This window comes from Streptomyces sp. NPDC104381 (genome assembly GCF_055583745.1).
Genome location: NZ_JBVJNK010000008.1, coordinates 179,111 through 201,648, shown reverse-complemented (window position 1 = coordinate 201,648; position 22,538 = coordinate 179,111). Strand labels below are relative to the sequence as shown.

Annotated in this window: 18 protein-coding genes and 1 tRNA gene; 14 read left to right on the top strand and 5 right to left on the bottom strand. The window is 72.1% G+C overall.

What is annotated here, in order from left to right:
- Positions 1 to 3 precede the first annotated feature (3 nt).
- Together ACZ607_RS27550 and ACZ607_RS27545 are read left to right on the top strand one after the other, a co-directional pair.
- The gene (locus ACZ607_RS27550) at positions 4 to 552 is read left to right on the top strand and encodes a hypothetical protein (RefSeq protein ID WP_469739353.1); all 549 of its coding nucleotides are present in this window, start codon (positions 4 to 6) and stop codon (positions 550 to 552) included.
- 83 nt (positions 553 to 635) lie between these two features.
- Positions 636 to 3,383 carry an exo-rhamnogalacturonan lyase family protein gene (locus ACZ607_RS27545; RefSeq protein WP_469738828.1) on the top strand — a complete coding sequence of 916 codons (2,748 nt, stop codon included), beginning with the start codon at positions 636 to 638 and terminating at the stop codon, positions 3,381 to 3,383.
- Between the two features lie 10 nt (positions 3,384 to 3,393).
- Here ACZ607_RS27545 and ACZ607_RS27540 read toward each other — a convergent pair whose 3' ends face one another.
- Positions 3,394 to 5,811, bottom strand: coding sequence for an SCO7613 C-terminal domain-containing membrane protein (locus ACZ607_RS27540; protein ID WP_469738826.1), 2,418 nt, complete (start codon positions 5,809 to 5,811; stop codon positions 3,394 to 3,396).
- A 114-nt stretch (positions 5,812 to 5,925) separates the two neighbouring features.
- On the opposite strand from ACZ607_RS27540, the gene ACZ607_RS27535 reads away from it, so the two are divergent.
- Positions 5,926 to 5,997 (top strand) — tRNA-Val (locus ACZ607_RS27535).
- Between the two features lie 61 nt (positions 5,998 to 6,058).
- Here ACZ607_RS27535 and ACZ607_RS27530 read toward each other — a convergent pair.
- Positions 6,059 to 6,784: an exonuclease domain-containing protein gene (locus ACZ607_RS27530; protein ID WP_469738824.1), complete on the bottom strand. Its 726-nt coding sequence runs from the start codon at positions 6,782 to 6,784 to the stop codon at positions 6,059 to 6,061.
- Positions 6,785 to 6,978: 194 nt separating this feature from the next.
- Here ACZ607_RS27530 and ACZ607_RS27525 point away from each other — a divergent pair, with 194 nt between their 5' ends.
- The 3 genes from ACZ607_RS27525 (at position 6,979) to thrS (ending at position 10,893) form a co-directional block, all read left to right on the top strand.
- The gene (locus ACZ607_RS27525; RefSeq protein ID WP_469738822.1) at positions 6,979 to 7,578 is read left to right on the top strand and encodes a DUF4365 domain-containing protein; all 600 of its coding nucleotides are present in this window, start codon (positions 6,979 to 6,981) and stop codon (positions 7,576 to 7,578) included.
- Positions 7,578 to 8,819, top strand: a complete 1,242-nt coding sequence (locus tag ACZ607_RS27520; protein WP_469738821.1) for a hypothetical protein — start codon at positions 7,578 to 7,580, stop codon at positions 8,817 to 8,819. Before ACZ607_RS27525 ends, ACZ607_RS27520 begins: the two co-directional genes overlap by 1 nt.
- Positions 8,820 to 8,916: 97 nt before the next feature.
- On the top strand, positions 8,917 to 10,893 hold the full coding sequence (gene thrS / locus ACZ607_RS27515; RefSeq protein WP_469738819.1) for a threonine--tRNA ligase: 1,977 nt from the start codon (positions 8,917 to 8,919) through the stop codon (positions 10,891 to 10,893).
- 36 nt (positions 10,894 to 10,929) lie between these two features.
- On the opposite strand, the gene ACZ607_RS27510 is transcribed toward thrS, so the two are convergent.
- Positions 10,930 to 11,607 (bottom strand): potassium channel family protein, encoded by a 678-nt coding sequence (locus ACZ607_RS27510; RefSeq protein ID WP_469738817.1) that lies wholly within the window; start codon positions 11,605 to 11,607, stop codon positions 10,930 to 10,932.
- Between the two features lie 66 nt (positions 11,608 to 11,673).
- On the opposite strand from ACZ607_RS27510, the gene ACZ607_RS27505 reads away from it, so the two are divergent.
- On the top strand, positions 11,674 to 12,246 hold the full coding sequence (locus ACZ607_RS27505; protein WP_469738815.1) for an HIT family protein: 573 nt from the start codon (positions 11,674 to 11,676) through the stop codon (positions 12,244 to 12,246).
- Between the two features lie 24 nt (positions 12,247 to 12,270).
- On the opposite strand, the gene ACZ607_RS27500 is transcribed toward ACZ607_RS27505, so the two are convergent.
- A complete protein-coding gene (locus ACZ607_RS27500) occupies positions 12,271 to 13,941 on the bottom strand; it encodes a hypothetical protein (RefSeq protein WP_469738813.1) in 1,671 nt (556 codons plus the stop codon).
- Positions 13,942 to 14,113: 172 nt separating this feature from the next.
- Positions 14,114 to 16,339: an elongation factor G-like protein EF-G2 gene (locus ACZ607_RS27495; protein ID WP_469738811.1), complete on the bottom strand. Its 2,226-nt coding sequence runs from the start codon at positions 16,337 to 16,339 to the stop codon at positions 14,114 to 14,116.
- Positions 16,340 to 16,616: 277 nt separating this feature from the next.
- Between ACZ607_RS27495 and pgsA the strand changes: the two genes are divergently transcribed.
- From pgsA to ACZ607_RS27460, 7 genes are all read left to right on the top strand, one after another.
- Entirely contained in the window at positions 16,617 to 17,285 is a 669-nt protein-coding gene (gene pgsA, locus ACZ607_RS27490) for a phosphatidylinositol phosphate synthase (RefSeq protein WP_469738809.1), read from the top strand.
- Positions 17,282 to 18,205, top strand: a complete 924-nt coding sequence (locus tag ACZ607_RS27485; RefSeq protein ID WP_469738807.1) for a phosphatidylinositol mannoside acyltransferase — start codon at positions 17,282 to 17,284, stop codon at positions 18,203 to 18,205. Before pgsA ends, ACZ607_RS27485 begins: the two co-directional genes overlap by 4 nt.
- Entirely contained in the window at positions 18,202 to 19,362 is a 1,161-nt protein-coding gene (locus ACZ607_RS27480) for a glycosyltransferase family 4 protein (protein WP_469738805.1), read from the top strand. The genes ACZ607_RS27485 and ACZ607_RS27480 overlap by 4 nt, the downstream gene beginning before the upstream one ends.
- A 70-nt stretch (positions 19,363 to 19,432) precedes the next feature.
- Positions 19,433 to 19,978 (top strand): hypothetical protein, encoded by a 546-nt coding sequence (locus tag ACZ607_RS27475; RefSeq protein ID WP_469738804.1) that lies wholly within the window; start codon positions 19,433 to 19,435, stop codon positions 19,976 to 19,978.
- 138 nt (positions 19,979 to 20,116) lie between these two features.
- Positions 20,117 to 21,037 (top strand): pyridoxal 5'-phosphate synthase lyase subunit PdxS, encoded by a 921-nt coding sequence (gene pdxS / locus ACZ607_RS27470; RefSeq protein ID WP_469738802.1) that lies wholly within the window; start codon positions 20,117 to 20,119, stop codon positions 21,035 to 21,037.
- A 6-nt stretch (positions 21,038 to 21,043) separates the two neighbouring features.
- The gene (gene pdxT / locus ACZ607_RS27465; RefSeq protein WP_469738800.1) at positions 21,044 to 21,637 is read left to right on the top strand and encodes a pyridoxal 5'-phosphate synthase glutaminase subunit PdxT; all 594 of its coding nucleotides are present in this window, start codon (positions 21,044 to 21,046) and stop codon (positions 21,635 to 21,637) included.
- Positions 21,638 to 21,698: 61 nt separating this feature from the next.
- Complete coding sequence (locus tag ACZ607_RS27460; RefSeq protein WP_329035552.1) at positions 21,699 to 22,451, top strand: YebC/PmpR family DNA-binding transcriptional regulator; 753 nt, start codon at positions 21,699 to 21,701, stop codon at positions 22,449 to 22,451.
- Positions 22,452 to 22,538: the final 87 nt, after the last annotated feature.

Here is a 22,538-nt window from a genome sequence, read left to right as displayed (position 1 = left end):
CTCATGAACCGCTTCGCGCTGTTCTCCGAATGCCTGCTCGTCGGCGTGTGGATCGCCGTCGCCGCCCTGCCCCTGGTCACCTTCCCCGCGGCCTTCGCCGCGGGGACCCGGCACCTGCGCCGCCACCTAGACGGCGAGCACGGCGGCCTGCGCGCGTTCGCCGGCGACGCCCGCACCGCCGCCCGCGGCGGATGGCTCGTCGGCACGGCCGTGTGGGCCGCCGGGGGGCTGCTCCTGCTCGACCTGGCGGCTGTCCGCGCCGGGCTGCCCGGCGGACCGTTCGTCGGCGCGGTCGGCATCCTCGCCATGATCGGCCTCCTGGTCGCCGTCGTGCGCGCCGCCTCCTGCTGGGAGCCCGGCGCCCTCTGGCGCACCCTCCTGGCCGAGGCCGGCCGCGACACGGTCCGCGACCCGGCCGGCTCCCTGCTGCTGGTCTGCGGGATGGCCGTCGTCGTCCTGTCCGGCGCCCTGGTGCTGCCGCTGGCCGTCCCCGTCGTCGGGGCCGTCGCCGCCGCGGCCACCGCGGTGCGGGCGCGCCGGCCCGCCCGCTGACCCGTTTCCGTACGCCCCCTGCTCCTCCCGTTCCTCCCGTATCTCTTCCTTCTTCCCGAATCCGCACGGAGAGAGGCACACCCATGTCCAGGATGCCCCGCAGAACGCTCCTGAAGGCCGCGGCAGCGGCCGGCGCTGCCGCACAGTTCAGCTGGTCCCTCGGCACCACTCCCGCGTCGGCGGCCCCGGGCGCGGAACCCACCGGCGAATCCGTCACCCTGAGCTGGCTGGAGTCCGGAGGCCTCGGCGCGGCCCCCGGCTCCACGCTCGGCGTGCCCTGGCCGAAGGGCCGGTACCGGAAGGACCAGACGTTCGCGCTGACCACCGAGGACGGCAAGGACGTCCCCGTGCAGTCATGGACGACCGCCACCTGGCCCGACGGTTCCGCGAAATGGACCGCGCACGCCGTGGGCCCCGAGGCCGCGGGCGCGAAGAAGTTCGTCCTCGGCCCGGGAAGGCCCGCGGCACCCGCGCACAAGGTGAGCGTCAGGAACACCGGCTCCACGATCGCCGTCTCCACCGGCGTCATCACCGCGAGAATAGGGAAGACCGGCTCCTCACTCATCACCTCCCTCACCCGCGGCTCCAAGGAGATCGCCAAGGACGGACGGCTCGTCCTGATCCGGCAGAGCGAGATCGAGGACGGCGACCAGGGGCGCGAGACGTACGAACGCTTCGAGAGCGCCGTCACCACCACCGAGGTCGAACAGAGCGGCCCCGTCCGCGCCGTCGTCCGGATCGAGGGCAAGCACCGCAGGGGGAAGCGCTCCTGGCTGCCGTTCTCCGTCCGGCTCTACTTCTACGCCGGCGCCGAGTCCTTCCGCATGGTGCACACCATCACCTTCGACGGCACCCAGGAACCCGGGAAGGCGAGCGGCGACTTCATCCGCGGCCTCGGCATCCGCTTCATCGTCCCGATGCGCGACGAGGCGTACGACCGGCACATCCGCATCGGCGGCGAGGGCACCGGCATGCTCCGGGAGGCCGTCAAGGGCATCACCGGGCTGCGCCGCGACCCCGGCGCCGCCGTCCAGGCCGCCCAGTTCGAGGGCACGAAGCTCCCCGACCCCGCCACCTGGGACCAGCGCGTCACCAGCCGGCTCCACCTCATCCCCACCTGGGGCGACTACACCCTCAGCCAGCTCTCCGCCGACGGCTTCTCCCTCCGCAAGCGCACCAAGAAGGGCCACGGCTGGATCGCGGCGGGGGGCGGCCGGCGGGCCTCCGGCTTCGGCTACGTCGGAGGGGCGAGCGGCGGACTCGCCTTCGGGCTGCGTGACTTCTGGGAGAAGTTCCCCGCCCAGCTGGACATCCGCGACGCCCACACCGACGCCGCCGAGGTCACGGTCTGGCTCTGGTCACCCGAGGCCGAGCCCATGGACCTGCGCTTCTACCACGACGGCCTGGGCCAGGACACGTACGCCGAACAGCTCGACGGCCTCGAAATCACCTACGAGGACTACGAGCCCGGCTTCGGCACCCCCTACGGCATCGCCCGCACCAGCGAACTCCTCTTCTGGGCCCATGACTCCACCCCCGGCGCCACCGCCCTCGCCCAGCAGACCGAGGCCGTCCGCACCCTCCCGCAGCTCGTCGCGCCGCCCGCCCAGCTGACCGGAGCGAAGGTCTTCGGCGGACTGTTCGCCCCGGTCGACCGCTCGACCCCGGCCAAGGCGAAGATCGAGGACCACCTCGACTTCCTCTTCACGTACTACAAGGACCAGGTCGAGATGCGGCGCTGGTACGGCTTCTGGGACTACGGCGACGTCATGCACTCCTACGACCCCGCCCGCCACCAGTGGCGCTACGACGTCGGCGGCTACGCCTGGGACAACTCCGAGCTGTCACCCGACCTCTGGCTCTGGTACGCCTATCTGCGCTCCGGCCGCGCCGACATCTTCCGCTTCGCCGAGGCCATGACCCGCCACACCGGCGAGGTCGACGTCTACCACCTGGGCGAGTGGGCCGGCCTGGGCACCCGCCACGGCATCCAGCACTACGCCGACAGCGCCAAGCAGCAGCGCATCGCCAACACCACCTACCGGCGCTTCTACTACTTCCTCACCGCCGACGAACGCGTCGGCGACCTGATGCGCGCCAACGTCGACTCCGACGAGACCTTCCTCGCCCTCGACCCGCTCCGCAAGATCCGTACCGAGCCCTACACACCCGACCGGCACGCCCTGTCCATCGGTTTCGGGACCGACTGGAGCGGACTGGTCTCCGCCTGGCTCACCGAATGGGAGCGGGGCGGCCCGCAGGCCGCCAAGGCCAAGGCCCGCGTCCTCGGGACGATGGAGACCATCGCCGCCCAGCCCAACGGATTCGTCCAGGGCAGCGGCCTGTACGACCTCGACACGGGGAAGTTCGCCGTCGCCGCCGAGCCCGTCGTCAGCGTCTCGCACCTCTCGGCGGTCTTCGGCCTGAACGAGCTCTGCGCCGAGCTCATCGACCTCGTGGGCGACGACGTGCCGGAGTTCGAGGCGGCGTACCTCGACTACTGCCGGTACTTCAACGCGACCAAGGCCGAGCAGAAGGCGCGCTACGGCTCCGACTTCGGCAGCCTCATCCTCTTCCAGGGCCACTCACGGCTCGACGCCTACGCCGCGGTCCGCGCGGATGACGAGAAGCTCGCCGCCCGCGCGTGGGAGAAGTTCTACAACAGCGACGGATACAAGGAATCGGCACCCTGGAAGACCGAGGAGGTGACCGGCCCCGTCACCACGGTCCCCGGGACCGAGGCCAACTGGGTCTACACCAACGACACCGCGCTCTACGGCCTCGCCGCCATCGAGAACCTCGCCCTCGTCGGTGACCGGATGCCGGGCTGACCCGCGAAGGTCAGCGCATCCGGCCCAGGCTCTCCCGCACCCGGCGCGCGTCGCGCAGCCGCTGCTCGTAGGTCGCACCGACCGCGAGCAGCAGCAGCCCGGCGAGCGCCGGGGGCGCCCAGCGGGGCAGCGCGTCGAGCACCTGCACCACATGCGGGGCCAGCTCGTGCAGGCCGACCAGGGCCAGGACCGTACCGCCCAGCACCAACGGCGCCTGGAGCCGCAGCCGGGCACCCGCCAGCGTGACCACCAGCGCCGCCGCCCCCAGCAGCAGGGGCCTCAGCCAGCCGCTGTCCGTCCACGCCACCACCAGGCTCGGCACCATCGTCGTCGCGAGAGCCGGACCGTACGCCGCCCAGGAGGACGCCTCCGGGTCCCGGCGGCTCCGCAGGAACCCCACCGCGAACGCGGCCACCGACACCGGCAGCGTGTACGCCTCGGGGGCCGTCACCCCCGAGGCCGCCAGCCGCACCCACGCCGCCGCCACGAACAGCGCCGCCGCCGGATACCCCGCCGCCCGCCGGCGTTCCGGCCGCAGCGCCGTCGCCGAGGCCAGCACCCCGCACAGGCCCAGGACGAGCGCCAGGAACGGCGCGTCCGTCACCGCCAGGGCCACGGCCACCAGCGCCCCGAACGCCCCGGCGGCCTCCAGCGCCACCGCCACCGCGGCCCCCCTCAGCCGGGCCCCGAGCAGCACCGTCACCGCCGGGACGACCAGCACCACCGGAGCGGACTGCGGCGCGCTCCACCCCAGCGAGGCCCCCGCCGCCGACGCCACCACGATCCCGCACAGCACCGACCCCACGGCGAGCACGGACCGCACCACGACCGACCCCGCCCTGACCGCCGCACCGGCTAGCAGCACCAGCAGGGCCCCGAACACGGCGTACGTGGCCGGCTCGGCGGCCAGGGCCAGCAGCCCCACGCCCACCGCGCCCACGAGCCCGCACACCAGAGCGGCCTGCGCGACGCCGTCCGGGCCCCGCCGTACGGCGAGCGCCAGCAGCCCCGCCACCAGCAGCAGTTCCACGCCCACGGCCACCGCGTACGGCACATCCGCCACCGCGAGCAGGGCCTGCGCCGCACCCCAGCCCAGGACCACCGCGCCCGCCGCCGCCGCGACGCGCCACCCCTTCTCCGGGAGCGAGCGCGGCCACCTGACGTGGAGCGCGGCCGACAGCCCCGCCACCACCGCGAGCACCACCGGGGACGCGGCCGACCACGACGGCATCGACTGCCCCAGAGCGCCCCGGAACCCCTCCGGCGCCCCGGACCACACATCCGCCAGGACGGACACCGGTCCCAGCACCGCTGCGGCCACCGGAGGCAGCGCCCAGACCAGCGCACCCGCCGTCACCGCGGCGGACGCCCCCTGCACACCCCGGGCCACCGGCCGAGGGACCCCGAGGCGCGGCACCGGCAGCAGGGCGAGACCGCACACCAGATACACCACGACCGACCAGTCCCACCCCAGCCCCGTACGCAGCACACCGCCCACCGCGGCCACGGAGGCCAGACCCGCCACCGCTCCCGCGACCACGGCCCACTCCTTCGGGGCGCGCCAGGCCGCCGCCAGGGCCACCCCCGCACCCGCCAGCAGCAGCGCCGCCGGGCCCACGGCCGCCGACGGACCGCCGGCCGAGACGGACAGCCCCAGACCGATCAGCAGGGCGAGCAGCCCGGTGATCCCCGCCCCGACGGCCGCCGTGATCCGCACCGCGAGCCCCCGGCCCCACGTGACCACGGCGACATCCGCCGCCGCCGTCACCAGGAGCGCCCAGCCGAAGCCGGTGGCGGACGCGCCCGCCGCCCAGGCGGTCAGCACCGACGGCAGCTGTCCCGCCACCACCGCCGCGGGCAACGGCACCCGCAGCCGGCCCAGCAGCAGCCCGTACAGGGTCCACACCGCCGCCAGCACCGCCGAAGCCACCGCCGAGAACGCGAGACCGTCCGTCTCCGGGGCCGCGACCGTGTGCAGGGCGACCGCGTCCAGCACCGTCAGCACCAGGGCCAGCACGGCCAGCGCCTCCGCGGTCGAGGGCAGCCTGCGGGCCAGCAGCAGCGCGGGCGCCACCAGCGCGGCCGCCGTCACCACGGCCAGCACCGCCGAACGCCCGGCGATCCCCATCTCGCCCCAGCTGAACAGGGTGAACGCGACGGCCGCGACGGTCAGCAGCAGACCACCGAGGACCAGCAGCACGTTCTGCGTGCCACGGGCCGGCGCCGTGGGCGCCACCGGGGCGGACGGCGCGGCGTGGACGTACGGCCGGACGGCGGGCGCCGGCGGAGGAACCGGAGCGGCCGGCGCGCGCAGCACGCCCAGCAGCCAGGCACGACGGTTCAGCAACTGCAGCCGGCGGGCGTCCAGCCGGGCCAGTTCATGATCGAGGAGAGCCAATTCCTCGGCGGGCGGCGGCACATGTCTCATGTACGGGAGTGTGTCGGCGGCCACACCCTCGTGCATGCGTACGGCTACTCAGTCCGCCACTGAGTAGGAGTTTGAACCCAGGGCTCCGAGCCCTGTATGGTTCAACCCGTTCCCGGGCGATTAGCTCAGTGGGAGAGCGCTTCGTTCACACCGAAGAGGTCACTGGTTCGAAACCAGTATCGCCCACCCGGGAAAAGCCGGTCCGTCAGTGCCATCGACGGACCGGCTTTCGCGTACCCGGCGCCGGTCAGGCCGCCGCGGGCAGCTCCGGACGCAACGGCCACGCCGGATCCACCGGCTCCGGCGCCCCGTTCTTCTCGAACCACGCCTGCAGCCCACGCGCCTGAGCCGCGTGCCACACCGCCTGAAGCGAGTGCACCTCCGCCGGTGACAGCCGCTCCAGCCGGGCGGAGAACCGCCGCCCCACCGCACGGACCAGTTCGAGCGACGCCGCCGCGTCGGCCGCCGCGTCGTGCGCGCCGTCCAGCGTGACCCCGTACAGCTCGCACAGGTCCGTCAGCGTGCGACGGCCCTTGCGGTAGCGGTCCAGGTGCTTGTCCAGCACCCGCGGATCCAGCACGCACAGCGGCTTGTTCCGCAGATAGCCGGCCAGGGACGACGCCCGGTGGCGCCTCAGCTCCCGGTCCAGCAGGGTCAGGTCGAACGGCGCGTTCATCACGACCAGCGGCCGTCCCGTCGCGCACTGCTCCGCCAGCGCCCGGGCTATCTCCTCGACGACCGGCGCGGGCCACCGGCCGTTGCGCTGCAGATGGTCGTCGGTCAGACCGTGGATCTCGGTGGCGCCGGGCGGCACCGGAATCCCCGGATTGACCAGCCAGCGGGTGACGCGGAGCCGTCCGCCCGCCGAGTCCTGGACGACGAGGGCGGCCGAGACGATCCGGTCCTCCTCGACGTCCACGCCTGTTGTCTCGGTGTCAAAAGCCGCCAGCGGCCCCTCGAACCAATGCATCATCCCCGAACTCCTCGCGCCTGCACGGCAGATGACGGGATTCCTCTGCCCGGTTCGGTGATACCCGCACCCTATGCCTGATACGCCGTTTACGGGCCGGCTCCTGCGGTGACAACACAAGTGACGGGAAAGGAAGTTGACCGGCCCGTCAGCGGAGACCGGGCAACCGGTCGGCACAGCCCGGAAGGCACGGAGCCATGGCGCTCGCGCAGCCGAACCCAGGGAGTCCCGCCCGCACCGAGGACCACGGGGGAAAGCCGCCGCAGCAGCGGACCACACCACCACTGCGCGGCACACTCGCCACCACCGCCTGCATGGAGACCCTCCAGGTGGGCTACCTCCACGCCGTCGCGGCGGCCGCGGGCTGCTCGCTCTCGCAGCCCTTCCCCGACAACGGCATCGACTGGCACGTCAGCCACGGCGCCCCCGGCCACACCGTCGACGACGAGGTCACCATCAAGGTGCAGCTCAAGTGCACCTACCAGATACCCCCGCACCCGCCCGGCGCCGCGTTCTCCTTCACCCTCGACAACGCCCACCTGGTGAAGCTCGCGCGCACCCCCGTGTCGGTGCACAAGATCCTCGTCGTGATGCTCGTGCCCCGCAGCCAGGACGACTGGCTGCGGGCCGGACACGACCGGCTGGACCTGCGGCACTGCTGCTACTGGACGAACCTGGCCGGCCACCCGGTGACGGGCCGGAACCGGACCACCGTACGGATCCCGACCTCGCGGATCTTCGACGACCGCGCACTCTGCGACATCATGGCCCGGGTCGGGGCGGGAGGGAGACCCTGATGCACCGGTCGACGGACGATCCCACCGGAGGAACGGTCCCGGCGGGCAGCCGCGCGCACCCGTACGCCGACGGCCCGGACCCCGGACGGGGGCCGGACCCCGCACGCGTCGACCCCGCCGTGCTCGGAGCCCTGCTGCGGCGGCACGGCTGGCACCGGCGCGGCGGCGCGCACGGGCGCTACAGCCGCTGGGTCCCGCCCGGCCCCGTCACCGGCGGCACCAGCCTCCTCGTGCCGGACAGCGCCGCCTTCCCCGACGGCGAGGAACTGCTCGCCGAGGCGCTCACCGCGCTCACCCGCAGCGCCGACCCCTCGGCCCGCGACATCCTGCTCGCCCTCACTGTGCCCAGCGACGAGATCCGCTGGTGGCGCGACGTCCCCGAGGGCGCGTCGGGGGCCGCCGACTGGGCAGGCGCCGACCAGCTGCGCACCGCGGCCCGGCAGATCCTCCTCGCCGGATCCCTCGCCGTACGCGGCCGGGCCGGCTACCACGGCGCGCGGCACCGCAGGAAGGCCCGGAGCGCTCTGGACGGCACCCTCGTCGGGCCCGCGTCCGACGGCCGGGGCCTCACCGCGTTCGTCCCCGTCGCCGAGGGACGGGCCGTCGCCGTACAGCTCTACGCCGCCCTGCACGCGGCCCGGGAAGCCGTCGACTACCAGCGGGCCACCGGCGGGATGGAGGCGTTCGACACCGCGGTCGCCGCCGGCGTCAGCCGGGAACTGACCGAGGCGGTCGTCGCGCTCGTCCGGGGAGCGGAGGGCGCCGGGATCACCCTCGCCTGGGCCCCCGCCGCGGGGACCCCCGAAGGGTGCCCGGCGGCCCCCGAGCCCGTCGAGTTCTCCCCGGGCGACCTGCCCGCACTCCGCCTGGCGGGAGCCCGCTACCTGCGGGACGAGCCCGCCGTCCCCGTACGGATCACCGGGGCCGTCGTACGGCTGCGCCGCTCCGGGCCGCGCGGCCCCGGCGTCGTACGGCTGCGGGTGCTGGCGGGAGCCGAGGTCGCGCACGTACGGATCGAGCTCGACGAGGAGGCCTACCGGATCGCGGGCCACGCCCACCTGGTCGGGCTCCCGCTGCGGGTGGAGGGGCGGCTGGAGAACCGGGGCGGCTTCCGGCGGCTCGGCGGAGCCTCCCAGGTCACGCCGGTGCAGGTCGACGAAGCGGAACGGGACCGGCTGATGAAGGCGCTCCACGAGAACGTCGACTTCTTCGAGGAGGCCTGCGCGGGGGAGGAGGAGTAGCGCGCGGTATCCCTTTCGCGTCGAGGGCCCCCGGCTCGGTACGATTCCTCATGCGCGCGCAGAGGAAGCGACGCACCCCCTCAGTCAGGAGAGACCGGTGTCAGACGTCCGTGTGATCATCCAACGCGATTCCGAGCGGGAAGAGCACGTGGTGACGACGGGCACGACGGCCGCCGAGCTCTTCCCCGGGCAGCGCACCGTCGTCGCCGCCCGGGTCGACGGCGAGCTCCGGGATCTCGCGTACGCCCTCCGGGACGGCGAGGTCGTCGAGCCCGTCGAGATCTCCTCCGAGGACGGCCTGAACATCCTGCGGCACTCCACCGCGCACGTGATGGCGCAGGCCGTGCAGGAGCTGCACCCCGAGGCCAAGCTGGGCATCGGCCCGCCGGTCAAGGACGGCTTCTACTACGACTTCGACGTCGAGAAGCCGTTCACCCCCGAGGACCTCAAGGCCATCGAGAAGAAGATGCAGGAGATCCAGAAGCGGGGCCAGAGGTTCTCGCGTCGTGTGGTCTCCGACGAGGACGCCCGCGAGGAGCTCGCCGACGAGCCGTACAAGCTGGAGCTCATCGGCATCAAGGGCTCGGCCTCCTCGGACGACGGCGCGGACGTCGAGGTGGGCGGCGGCGAGCTGACCATCTACGACAACCTGGACGCCAAGACCGGCGAGCTGTGCTGGAAGGACCTCTGCCGGGGCCCGCACCTGCCCACCACCCGGTTCATCCCCGCGTTCAAGCTCATGCGGAACGCGGCGGCGTACTGGCGGGGCAGCGAGAAGAACCCGATGCTCCAGCGCATCTACGGGACCGCCTGGCCCACCAAGGACGAGCTCAAGGCGCACCTGACCTTCCTGGAGGAGGCCGCCAAGCGCGACCACCGCAAGCTCGGCAACGAGCTGGACCTCTTCTCCTTCCCCGACGAGATCGGCCCCGGTCTCGCGGTCTTCCACCCCAAGGGCGGCGTCATCCGCCGGGCCATGGAGGACTACTCGCGGCGCCGCCACGAGGAGGAGGGCTACGAGTTCGTCTACTCGCCGCACGCCACCAAGGGCAAGCTCTTCGAGAAGTCCGGCCACCTGGACTGGTACGCCGACGGCATGTACCCGCCCATGCAGCTCGACGACGGGGTGGACTACTACCTCAAGCCGATGAACTGCCCGATGCACAACCTGATCTTCGACGCGCGCGGCCGCTCCTACCGCGAACTGCCGCTGCGCCTCTTCGAGTTCGGCACGGTCTACCGGTACGAGAAGTCGGGTGTCGTCCACGGCCTGACCCGCTCGCGCGGCTTCACGCAGGACGACGCGCACATCTACTGCACCCGTGAGCAGATGGCCGAGGAGCTGGACCGGACGCTGACCTTCGTCCTGAACCTGCTCCGCGACTACGGTCTGACCGACTTCTACCTGGAGCTGTCCACCAAGGACCCGGAGAAGTTCGTCGGCTCGGACGAGGCCTGGGAAGAGGCCACCGAGACGCTGCGCCAGGTCGCCGAGAAGCAGGGTCTCCCGCTGGTCCCGGACCCGGGCGGCGCCGCCTTCTACGGGCCGAAGATCTCGGTGCAGTGCAAGGACGCCATCGGCCGTACCTGGCAGATGTCGACCGTGCAGCTCGACTTCAACCTCCCGGAGCGCTTCGACCTGGAGTACACCGGCCCCGACGGCACCAAGCAGCGGCCGGTCATGATCCACCGTGCGCTGTTCGGCTCCATCGAGCGCTTCTTCGCGGTGCTCCTGGAGCACTACGCGGGCGCGTTCCCGGTCTGGCTGGCCCCGGTCCAGGCGGTCGGCATCCCGATCGGCGACACCCACATCCCGTACCTCCAGGAGTTCGCCGCCGAGGCGCGGAAGAAGGGGCTGCGGGTCGAGGTGGACGCCTCCTCGGACCGGATGCAGAAGAAGATCCGCAACCACCAGAAGGCCAAGGTCCCGTTCATGATCATCGTCGGTGACGACGACATGAACGCGGGCACGGTCTCCTTCCGCTACCGCGACGGTTCGCAGGAGAACGGCATCGCCCGCGACGAGGCGATCGCCAAGCTCGTCGACGTGGTGGAGCGCCGCGTACAGGTGTGACACCCGCGCCATGAGGCCGATGAGGCCCCCGGAGAGCTACTCGCCCTCCGGGGGCCTCTTCCCGTCCAGCCGGGAGAACACCTGTACCAGCCACGACGAGAACGACCCCGTCACCGCGCCCAGCAGCCCCAGCCCGCAGGCCATCAGCCCCGCCGCGATCACCCGCCCCAGCACCGTCACCGGGACCGCGTCGCCGTATCCCACCGTGGTGAGCGTCGCGCAGGCCCACCACACCGCGTCGCCGAAGGTACGGATCGTGGAGTCGGGGGCGCCACGCTCCTGCTGGTACACGGCCAGCGAGGCGGTGTAGCCCAGCAGGAGCGCGGACGTGCCCGCGTAGACCATGACCCGGGCGTACAGGCTGAGCCGGGGCTGCTCCCGGTGCAGCTGGAGCCGGGTGTAGAGCTGGACCACCCGTAGCGGGCGCAGCGGCGGCAGCAGGAGGGTGAGGGTGTCCAGCCAGTGGGTCGTGACGAAGCGCCGGCCCTGGCCGCTGAGGTGGAGCCGTACGCCGTAGTCCACGGCGAACAGGAGCCAGGAGAGGCCCACCAGGACGAGGGCGACATCGCGCCACGGTTCCGTGGAACGCGGCATCAGGACGTGCACCGTGTAGCCGGCGAGATAGGCGAGGGACGCGACGAGGAGCGGCATCTCCGTGCGGTGTTCCCACTCCCTGAGCCGGGGCGGGACGGGGGCGGTGGGGCGGTCGCTCATGGCGCCAGCATCGCCGTGGGCCGGCCGGGTCGCCCCCGGCGACACGCGCGCCGGGGAGCACGCAATATGCTGACGGGCATGACGAGTGAGCCGGAACAGCAGATCGGAGTGGGGACGCCCGACGCGTTCCAGCGCCTGTGGACGCCCCACCGGATGGCCTACATCCAGGGTGAGAGCAAGCCGAGCGGCCCGGGAGCCGGGGACGGCTGTCCGTTCTGCGAGATTCCGTCGAAATCCGACGAGGACGGGCTCGTCGTCGCCCGGGGCGAGCGGGTCTACGCCGTGCTCAACCTGTACCCGTACAACGGCGGGCACCTGATGGTGGTGCCGTACCGGCACGTGGCCGACTACACGGAGCTCGACGGTCCGGAGACCGCCGAGCTCGCCGACTTCACCAAGCGGGCCATGGTCGCCCTGCGGGCGGCCTCCGGGGCGCACGGCTTCAACATCGGGATGAACCAGGGCGCGGAGGCCGGTGCCGGTATCGCCGCCCACCTCCACCAGCACGTGGTGCCCCGCTGGGGCGGGGACACCAACTTCATGCCGGTCGTCGGGCACACCAAGGTGCTCCCGCAGCTGCTGGGGGACACCCGGACGATGCTGGCCGGTGTGTGGCCGGCCGAGCCGCTGTCCCTCTGAGCCGGGTCTCCGCCCCGGGCGGCCTCAGGCGTCGTAGACGTCGGCCTTCCTCGGGGCGGGGTCCTGGACCAGGCCGCTGAGGACCATGGAGCGGTTGTCGAAGCGCTCGGTGTCGACACCGTGCTCCTTGAGGACCCGCATCGTCGCGGAGTGCACGACGCGCAGGACCGGGGTGGCCGTCCGCATGGCGTCGTCGGCCATGAAGCGGTGGCCCCAGGGCTTGGCCGCCCAGGCGTGCCGCAGACCGAAGGGCTCGGGCAGGACGATCTTGCCGCCCAGGTAGTCCAGGAGCGGCGGGTACCAGGTGAAGGGGGCGCGCAGCGCGAGCCTGACGACCTCGCTCGCCTTGACGATCGGCAACGAGATGCTCCGGGTCTCCCAGAACCGGACGGCCTTCTTGACCGTCTTCGTCGGTGCCTCCGGCTTGGTCAGGAAGAGTCCGTGGACCGGTCCCAGGGCGTGTCCCGTGACCTCGATCCGCAGCGTCTCGTGGAGCACCGTGACGGTGATCAGCATCGTGATCACCAGCTGGCCGTCCCAGAGGGTGAACTGCACGCCCAGGTAGTGGCGGTCGCCGCTGCCGAACTGCTGGTGGTTGCAGATGCGCTGTATCTCGTGGGGCTTGATCTGGAAGGTGGCGACGTCCTCGCCCTCGGGGCGGGACACCGAGCCCGCGTTCTCGCCGACCGGCGAGACGATCCAGTGCTTGACCGAGGGCGTGGGGAAGCCGCCGCTGTTCAGCGGGCCGCGCTCCAGCATCTTCAGCTGGTCGTGGATCGCCCGTACGACGTCCCAGCTCCGGAACTGGTGGATCTCCTTGGCGGGGTCCTCCGGAGTGAGCTCCTCGGCGAGCTGCCAGCTGCCCCAGCGGGTGCCCATGCCGAGGATGCCCTTGGGGCCCGCGTAGAAGACCGAGTTGGACTGCTGCTCGGCGGAGAGCTTCTCCAGGCCCTGGCGCAAGGCCTCCCGGGCGGTCTCGTTGGGGTTCTTGGGCACGGCCTCGGGGATCTTCGCGCTGACGCCCCCGCCCGAGAGGAGTCCCTCCCAGCGGGCGCGCAGGTCCTTGACCGAGGCCTCCGCGACCCGCTTGGCGAGCAGCCAGCCGATCAGCGGGGCGATGGCCGCCGCGCGCAGGTAGAGGGCCAGGAAGCCGGTGAGCGGCATGGTGATCAGGAAGAACGCGGCGGCCCCGCCGAGCGCCACGAGCAGGATGCCGCCCAGGGCCTGGAAGAACTTGTCCTTGGACTTGTTGAGGAAGTCGCGCAGCCGGAAGGCGAGCACCCAGAGGATCAGCCCGGGCAGGAAGGCGAAGCCGAACACCGCGGTGATCAGGGTCAGCCGGGTGTCACGCGCCTTCCGCAGCCGGGTCGCGGAGAGGCAGTGCTCGACGACGGTCTGCGGATCGGTGCCGAAGGACTGGATGAGCGCGCCGCGGCCACCGCCGAGCATGCGTTCCTGGACGGCCCGGGAGAAGGCCTCGCCCAGATTCGGCTTGAAGTAGTCGGACTTGAAGAGCTTGGACTGGCCCGGTTTCACCTCGGACTTGTGCCACTCGCTGTTGGCCTTGAGGATCTCCGTCGCATCGCTGTCGCGGTACGCGGCGGAGGCGAGGGCGTTGGTCGCCACCGCCTGTCCTCCCGAACCCTGGAGCGGGATCTGCGCTCCGGGAGAGAAATCGAATCCGTCGTTGGCCACTGTCGCCCCCACTCGCCCGCACGGCCTGCTCCTGCGGCTGTTCCCAACTACCGTACGTCGCACACCTTCTGAGCTGGGCCCACAGCGTATCGTCCGGGCGCCGCGCCCGCCCGCCGCTGCGGCGGGGGGCGGGCGTAACGCACCATATCCAGCCTGAGCCGAACGAAAGGCCCTAGCTCACCTTTGTGGTGTTTTCCGATGCTTTCCGGATGCGTTCGGCGAGTTGAGGAGGCATCGGTTCGTGCCGGGCGTACGCCCGGTCGAACCGTCCGGTGCCGTGCGTCAGCGAGCGCAGGTCGACGGTGTACCTGCCGATCTCGATCTCCGGCACCTCGGCCCGTACGAGCGTCCGCTCCCCGGAGGACTGTTCGGTGCCGACGACCCGTCCGCGCCGGCCCGCCAGATCGCTCATGACGGCCCCGACGTAGTCGTCCGGCACCAGGACACCGACCTCCGCGACCGGTTCGAGGAGCTGGACGCGGGTCTCCGCAGCGGCCTCGCGCAGCGCCAGGGCGCCCGCCGTCTGGAAGGCGGCGTCGGAGGAGTCCACCGAGTGCGACTTCCCGTCCAGCAGGGTGACGCGTACGTCGACGAGCGGATGCCCGGCAGCGACGCCCCGGGCCGCCTGGGCGCGTACCCCCTTCTCCACGGACGCGATGAACTGCCGCGGCACCGCACCGCCGACCACCTTGTCGACGAACTCGATGCCCGCGCCGGGCGGCAGCGGTTCGACCTCGATCTCGCAGACGGCGTACTGCCCGTGGCCGCCCGACTGCTTGACGTTCCGGCCCCGCCCGAGGGCCCGGGAGGCGAACGTCTCGCGCAGCGGCACGCGGTGGGGCTCGGCGTCGACCTGTACGCCGTACCGGCTGCGCAGGCGCTCCAGCGCCACCTCCGCGTGCGCCTCGCCCATGCACCACAGGACGACCTGGTGGGTGTCCTGGTTCTGCTCCAGGCGCATCGTGGGGTCCTCGGCGACCAGGCGCGCCAGGCTCTGGGAGAGCCGGTCCTCGTCGGCCTTGCCGTGGGCGCGCACCGCCAGCGGGAGCAGCGGATCGGGCATCGTCCAGGGCTCCATCAGCAACGGGTCGCCGTTGCCCGAGAGCGTGTCCCCGGTCTCCGCGCCGCCGAGCTTCGAGACGCTCGCCAGGTCCCCGGCGACGCACCGGTCCAGAGGGCGCTGCTGCCCGCCGAAGGGCGAGGAGAGCGCGCCGACGCGGACATCCGCCTCATGACACGGCGGGGCTCCGTCTCCGGGCCGGGTGAGGCCGTGGCCGCACACGTGCACGCTGTCGTCGGGGCGCAGGGTGCCGGAGAAGACGCGGACCAGGGAGACCCGTCCCACGTAGGGGTCGGAAGCGGTCTTCACGACCTCGGCGAGCAGCGGTGCCGCCGGATCGCAGGCGGGCGCGGGGCGCGGGGCGCCGTCCGGGGTGGTGACGGCGGGCAGCGTGCGTTCCCCGGGGGAGGGGAAGCCCCGGGTGATCAGGTCCAGGAGCTCCACGGTGCCGATGCCCTGGCGGGCGCCGTCGGCGGCGGGCGCCGCGGTGAGGACGGGGTGGAAGGAGCCGCGTGCCACCGCGCGCTCCAGGTCGCCGATCAGGGTCGGGAGGCCGACCTCGCCGCCGCCGAGGTAGTGGTCCATCAGGGTCTCGTCCTCGCTCTCGGCGATGATCCCCTCGATGAGCCGGTTCCGGGCCTCCCGGAGCGGTTCCTCCTGGTCGTCCGGGGGCGGCACCTCCCGCCGTTCCCCCGATGAGTAGTCGAAGACCCGCCGGGTGAGCAGTCCGGTGAGTCCGGTGAGCGGGGCGTGCCCGTCCGGTCCCTCGGGCCCCTGCACCGGCAGATACAGCGGCAGTACGGCGTCGGGGTCGTCGTGCCCGAAGATCCGGCCGCAGATCCGGGTCATCCCGTCGAAGGACGTCCGCGCGGTGTCCAGGTGGGTCAGCACGATCGCCCGGGGCATCCCGACGGCCGCGCACTCCTCCCAGACCGCGCGGGTGGCACCCGCCACGGCATCGGCCTCCTGGGCGGCCGAGACGACGAAGAGGGCCGCGTCCGCCGCGCGCAGACCGGCCCTGAGCTCCCCGACGAAGTCCGCGTAGCCGGGGGTGTCCAGCAGGTTGACCTTGAAGCCGTCCCATGCGACGGGGACCAGCGAGAGCTGTACGGAGCGCCGTCTCCGCCGTTCGATCTCGTCGTGGTCGGAGACGGTCGCGCCGTCCTCGACGCGGCCGGCCCGGTTCAGCGCCCCGGCCGTCAGCGCGAGCGCCTCGACCAGGGTGGTCTTGCCCGATCCGCTGTGGCCGACCAGCACCACGTTCCTCACGGAAGCGGGCCCGTCGGCCGTCGCCGCCCTGCCGGCGGCTCCGGTGTGTGCATGTGTCCTGTCGCCCATGATGCGTGCCTCCCGGTCGGTTGGCGCAGTGCCGCAAGCGCTGGGGGAGTGGATGCACGGGCAGGGCGGAGCCGTCACGGCGGCTTCGGCGACGCCCGCGGTCATTCGAGCTTTTCACTCGTGCCGGGAGCCGTCCATACGTCGCACGGGGCGGGGCGTGACTTCCGGGACATCCCGGGGGACGGGGTGCCCCGCCGTTGCGCGGCACGGCTGGTGACTACGATGGGCCAGCCGGTGGCCGAAGGGGCCGCGGCGCCCACCGAACCTCGGGAAGGCCATGCTGAACAAGTACGCGCGTGCATTTTTTACGCGTGTCCTCACACCGTTCGCCGCTCTGCTGCTCCGTCTCGGGGTCAGCCCCGACGCGGTCACACTCGTCGGTACGGCCGGAGTGATGGCAGGTGCGCTGGTCTTCTTCCCGATGGGGGAGTTCTTCTGGGGCACGATCGTGATCACGGTCTTCGTCTTCTCGGACCTCGTCGACGGCAACATGGCGCGGCAGGCCGGGATCTCCAGCCGGTGGGGCGCGTTCCTCGACTCGACGCTCGACCGGGTCGCGGACGGGGCGATCTTCGCCGGGTTCGCGCTCTGGTACGCGGGCAACGGCGACGACAACGTGCTCTGCGCGGTCGCGATCTTCTGCCTGGCCAGCGGCCAGGTCGTCTCGTACACGAAGGCACGGGGCGAGTCGATCGGCCTTCCGGTGGCGGTGAACGGGCTGGTGGAGCGCGCCGAACGGCTCGTGATCTCCCTGGTCGCGGCGGGCCTCGCCGGCCTGCACGGCTTCGGGGTCCCCGGCATCCAGATCCTGCTGCCGATCGCGCTGTGGGTCGTCGCCGCCGGCAGCCTCGTGACGCTGGTCCAGCGGGTGGTGACCGTACGCAGGGAGTCGGCCGAGGCCGACGCCGCCGCGGCCGCCCAGGGCGGGAGCGGGTCCGCGCAGTGAGCGGCACCGCATCCGATCTGAAGGGTCGGTTCACCGACGGGCTCTACGGCCTCGGCTGGGGCGCGGTCAAGAAGCTTCCCGAGCCCGCCGCCGCCGCGCTCTTCCGCACGCTGGCCGACCAGGTGTGGAAACGGCGCGGGAAGTCCGTCCTGCGACTGGAGTCGAACCTCGCCCGGGTGGTGCCCGACGCGGACGCCGCCCGCCTCGCCGAGCTGTCGAAGGCCGGCATGCGCTCGTACATGCGGTACTGGATGGAGTCCTTCCGGCTGCCGACCTGGACCCCGGAGCGGATCAAGGCGTCCATCGACGTCCAGGACGCCCACCGGCTCACCGAGGGGCTGGACGCCGGCCAGGGCGTCATCCTCGCGCTGCCGCACCTGGGGAACTGGGATCTGGCGGGCGCGTGGGTCACCACGGACCTGAAGGTGCCGTTCACGACGGTCGCCGAGCGGCTCAGGCCCGAGACCCTCTACGACCGGTTCGTGGCCTACCGCCGGGGACTGGGCATGGAGGTCCTGCCGCACAACGGCGGGGCCGCCTTCGGGACCCTGGCACGGCGGCTGCGCGCCGGCGGACTCGTCTGCCTCGTCGCCGACCGCGACCTGTCGGCCTCGGGCGTCGAGGTGGACTTCTTCGGCGACACGGCGCGCATGCCGGCGGGCCCCGCCCTGCTGGCCCAGCAGACCGGCGCGCTGCTGCTGCCCGTCACCCTCTGGTACGACGGCACACCCGTCATGGGCGCGCGGGTCCATCCGCCCGTCGCCGAGCCCGGGTCAGGTACGCGCGTCGAGAAGACGTCCTCCATGACACAGGCGCTGGCCGACGCCTTCGCCGCCGGGATCGCCGAGCATCCGGAGGACTGGCACATGCTGCAGCGGCTCTGGATCTCCGATCTGGAACCCCAGGAGGAAGCTCCGTGAAGATCGGCATCGTCTGCCCGTACTCCTGGGACGTTCCGGGCGGGGTGCAGTTCCACATCCGCGACCTGGCCGAGCATCTGATCCGCCTGGGCCACGACGTCTCGGTGCTCGCGCCCGCCGACGACGAGACACCCCTCCCGCCGTACGTCGTCTCCGCCGGCCGGGCCGTGCCGGTGCCGTACAACGGCTCGGTCGCCCGGCTGAACTTCGGGTTCCTCTCCGCTGCGCGCGTACGGCGCTGGCTCAACGACGGCACGTTCGACGTCATCCACATCCACGAACCCACCTCGCCCTCGCTCGGCCTGCTCACCTGCTGGGCGGCCCAGGGACCGATCGTGGCGACGTTCCACACGTCCAACCCCCGCTCCAGGGCCATGATCGCGGCGTACCCGATCCTCCAGCCGGCGCTGGAGAAGATCAGCGCGCGGATCGCGGTCAGCGAGTACGCCCGGCGGACCCTCGTGGAGCACCTCGGCGGGGACGCCGTGGTCATCCCGAACGGCGTCGACGTGGACTTCTTCGCCCGCGCCGAGCCCAAGGCCGAGTGGCAGGGCGACACACTCGGCTTCATGGGGCGCATCGACGAGCCCCGCAAGGGGCTGCCCGTCCTGATGAAGGCGCTCCCGACGATCCTCGCCGCCCGCCCGGAGACCCGGCTGCTGGTCGCGGGGCGCGGGGACGAGGAGGAGGCGGTCGCCACGCTGCCCGAGGAGATGCGCTCGCGGGTCGAGTTCCTCGGGATGGTGAGCGACGAGGACAAGGCGAGGCTGCTGCGGAGCGTCGACGTGTACGTCGCGCCGAACACCGGCGGCGAGAGCTTCGGCATCATCCTGGTCGAGGCCCTGTCGGCGGGCGCGCCCGTCCTCGCCAGCGACCTGGACGCGTTCGCGCAGGTCCTCGACCAGGGGGCCGCGGGCGATCTCTTCGCCAACGAGGACGCCGACGCGCTGGCCTCGGCCGCGATCCGGCTGCTGGGCGACCCGGAGAGGCGCGCGGGACTGCGGGAACGCGGCAGCGCGCATGTGCGCCGCTTCGACTGGACGACGGTCGGCGCCGACATCCTGGCGGTGTACGAGACGGTGACCGACGGGGCGGCGGCCGTGGACACCGACGAGCGCACGGGACTCCGCGCGCGCTTCGGCCTCGCCAGGGACTGAGCGCGGGCCCCTGCCCCAGGGACGTACCGGAGGGTCCGGGTGAGGCGGGCCGACGGTAGCCTTGCCGCCCGTGATCCAAATCATCGTCTGGACCGTCGTCGCGCTCTTCGCGATCGGCCTGTACCTCAGCTGGACCGCCGGCCGGCTCGACCGGCTCCACGCGCGCATCGACGCGGCCCGGGCGGCGCTCGACGCCCAGCTGCTGCGCCGCGCCTCGGTCACCCAGGAACTGGCCACCGCCGGAGTCCTGGACCCCGCCGCCTCGATCGTGCTCTACGAGGCGGCGCACGCCGCGCGGCAGGCCGAGGAGGAGCAGCGCGAGGTCGCCGAGAGCGAGCTGAGCACCGCCCTGCGCGCCGTGTTCGGCGAGGCGGCGCAGGTCGAGGCCGTGAGGGAGTTCCCGGGCGGCGAGGACGCGGCGAAGGAGCTGGCCGCCGCCGTACGCCGCGTACCGATGGCCCGCCGCTTCCACAACGACTCGGTGCGCGCCGCCCGCGCGCTGCGCAGGCACCGGACGGTGCGGCTGTTCCGGCTCGCGGGGCACGCCCCGTTCCCGCTCGCGTTCGAGATGGACGACGAGCCGCCGGTGGCCCTGGCGGACCGGCCCGGCAGCTGAGACCGGCACGGGGAGCGGACCGGGCGTACGCGCAGAACGATCCACAGGGTGTCCATTGGCCCTTGCTGTGGACCGGTCCCGGAGCGTTTGCTCAGGGCTGCACCATCCCGAGTCTTTCCACCCCAGTGAGGTCGATCCGTGTCCACGCTCCCCAGCACCCCGCAGTCCGCCGAGAACCCGGTCACCGGCACCGCCCGAGTCAAGCGCGGCATGGCCGAGCAGCTCAAGGGCGGCGTGATCATGGACGTCGTCAACGCCGAGCAGGCGAAGATCGCCGAGGACGCGGGCGCCGTGGCCGTCATGGCCCTGGAGCGCGTGCCGGCCGACATCCGCAAGGACGGCGGCGTGGCCCGGATGTCGGACCCCAACATGATCGAGGAGATCATCGAGGCCGTCTCCATCCCGGTCATGGCCAAGTCCCGCATCGGCCACTTCGTCGAGGCCCAGGTCCTCCAGTCCCTCGGCGTCGACTACATCGACGAGTCCGAGGTCCTCACCCCGGCCGACGAGGTCAACCACAGCGACAAGTTCGCCTTCACCACCCCCTTCGTCTGTGGCGCCACCAACTTGGGCGAGGCACTGCGCCGGATCGCCGAGGGCGCCGCGATGATCCGCTCGAAGGGTGAGGCGGGCACCGGCAACGTCGTCGAGGCCGTCCGCCACCTGCGCCAGATCAAGAACGAGATCGCCCGGCTGCGCGGCTTCGACAACAACGAGCTGTACGCCGCCGCCAAGGAGCTCCGCGCCCCGTACGAGCTGGTCAAGGAGGTCTCCGAGCTCGGCCGGCTGCCCGTCGTCCTGTTCTCGGCCGGCGGTGTGGCCACCCCGGCGGACGCGGCCCTGATGCGACAGCTCGGCGCCGAGGGCGTCTTCGTCGGCTCGGGCATCTTCAAGTCCGGCGACCCCGCGAAGCGTGCCGCCGCCATCGTGAAGGCCACCACCTTCTACGACGACCCGAAGATCATCGCGGACGCCTCCCGCAACCTCGGCGAGGCCATGGTCGGCATCAACTGCGACACGCTGCCCGAGGGCGAGCGCTACGCGAACCGCGGCTGGTAAGCACCGATGACCGACACCCCTGTCATCGGCGTCCTGGCGCTCCAGGGCGACGTACGGGAACACCTGATCGCCCTGGCCTCGGCGGACGCCGTGGCCAGGCCGGTCCGGCGTCCCGAGGAGCTCGCCGGGGTCGACGGGCTCGTCATCCCCGGCGGCGAGTCCACCACGATGTCCAAGCTGGCCGTCCTCTTCGGCATGCTGGAACCGCTGCGCGAGCGGGTGGCCGCCGGCATGCCGGTCTACGGCACCTGTGCCGGGATGATCCTGCTCGCCGACAAGATCCTCGATCCGCGCTCCAGCCAGGAGACGGTCGGCGGGATCGACATGATCGTGCGCCGTAACGCTTTCGGGCGGCAGAACGAGTCCTTCGAGGCGGCCGTCGACGTCGACGGTGTGCCCGGCGGTCCCGTCGAGGGCGTCTTCATCCGGGCCCCCTGGGTGGAGTCCGTCGGCGCCCGCGCCGAGGTCCTCGCGGTGCACGACGGGCATATCGTGGCCGTACGCCAGGGAAACGCCCTGGCCACGTCCTTCCACCCCGAGCTGACCGGGGACCACCGGGTGCACGCGCTCTTCACCGACATGGTGCGCACCGTGGGCTGATCCGATCCCGGTAGGATCTCTCGGGTTCGGATCGATTTTGGTGACGCGAAGGAGAAGGCAGATGTCCGGCCACTCTAAATGGGCTACGACGAAGCACAAGAAGGCCGTGATCGACGCCAAGCGCGGCAAGCTCTTCGCGAAGATGATCAAGAACATCGAGGTCGCGGCCCGTACGGGCGGCGCCGACGTGTCCGGTAACCCGACCCTTTTCGACGCCATCCAGAAGGCGAAGAAGAGCTCGGTCCCGAACAAGAACATCGACTCGGCGGTCAAGCGCGGCGCCGGCCTCGAAGCCGGTGGCGCCGACTACGAGACGATCATGTACGAGGGCTACGGGCCGAACGGCGTCGCGGTGCTCATCGAGTGCCTCACCGACAACCGCAACCGTGCCGCGTCCGACGTCCGTGTCGCCATGACCCGCAACGGCGGTTCGATGGCCGACCCGGGCTCGGTGTCGTACCTGTTCAACCGCAAGGGCGTCGTGATCGTCCCCAAGGGCGAGCTCGGTGAGGACGACGTGCTCGGTGCGGTGCTCGACGCCGGTGCCGAGGAGGTCAACGACCTCGGTGACACCTTCGAGGTGCTCAGCGAGGCCACCGACATGGTCGCCGTCCGCACCGCGCTGCAGGACGCCGGCATCGACTACGACTCGGCCGAGGCCAACTTCGTCCCGACCATGCAGGTCGAGCTCGACGAGGAGGGCGCGCGCAAGATCTTCAAGCTGATCGACGCGCTGGAGGACAGCGACGACGTGCAGAACGTCTTCGCCAACTTCGACGTCTCCGACGAGGTCATGGAGAAGGTCGACGCCTGAGGCGGTGCGGCAGAGCACACCGACGGGCCGACGGGACACACCCCGTCGGCCCGTCGCATTGTCAGCGGGAGCCGATAGCCTGCGGGA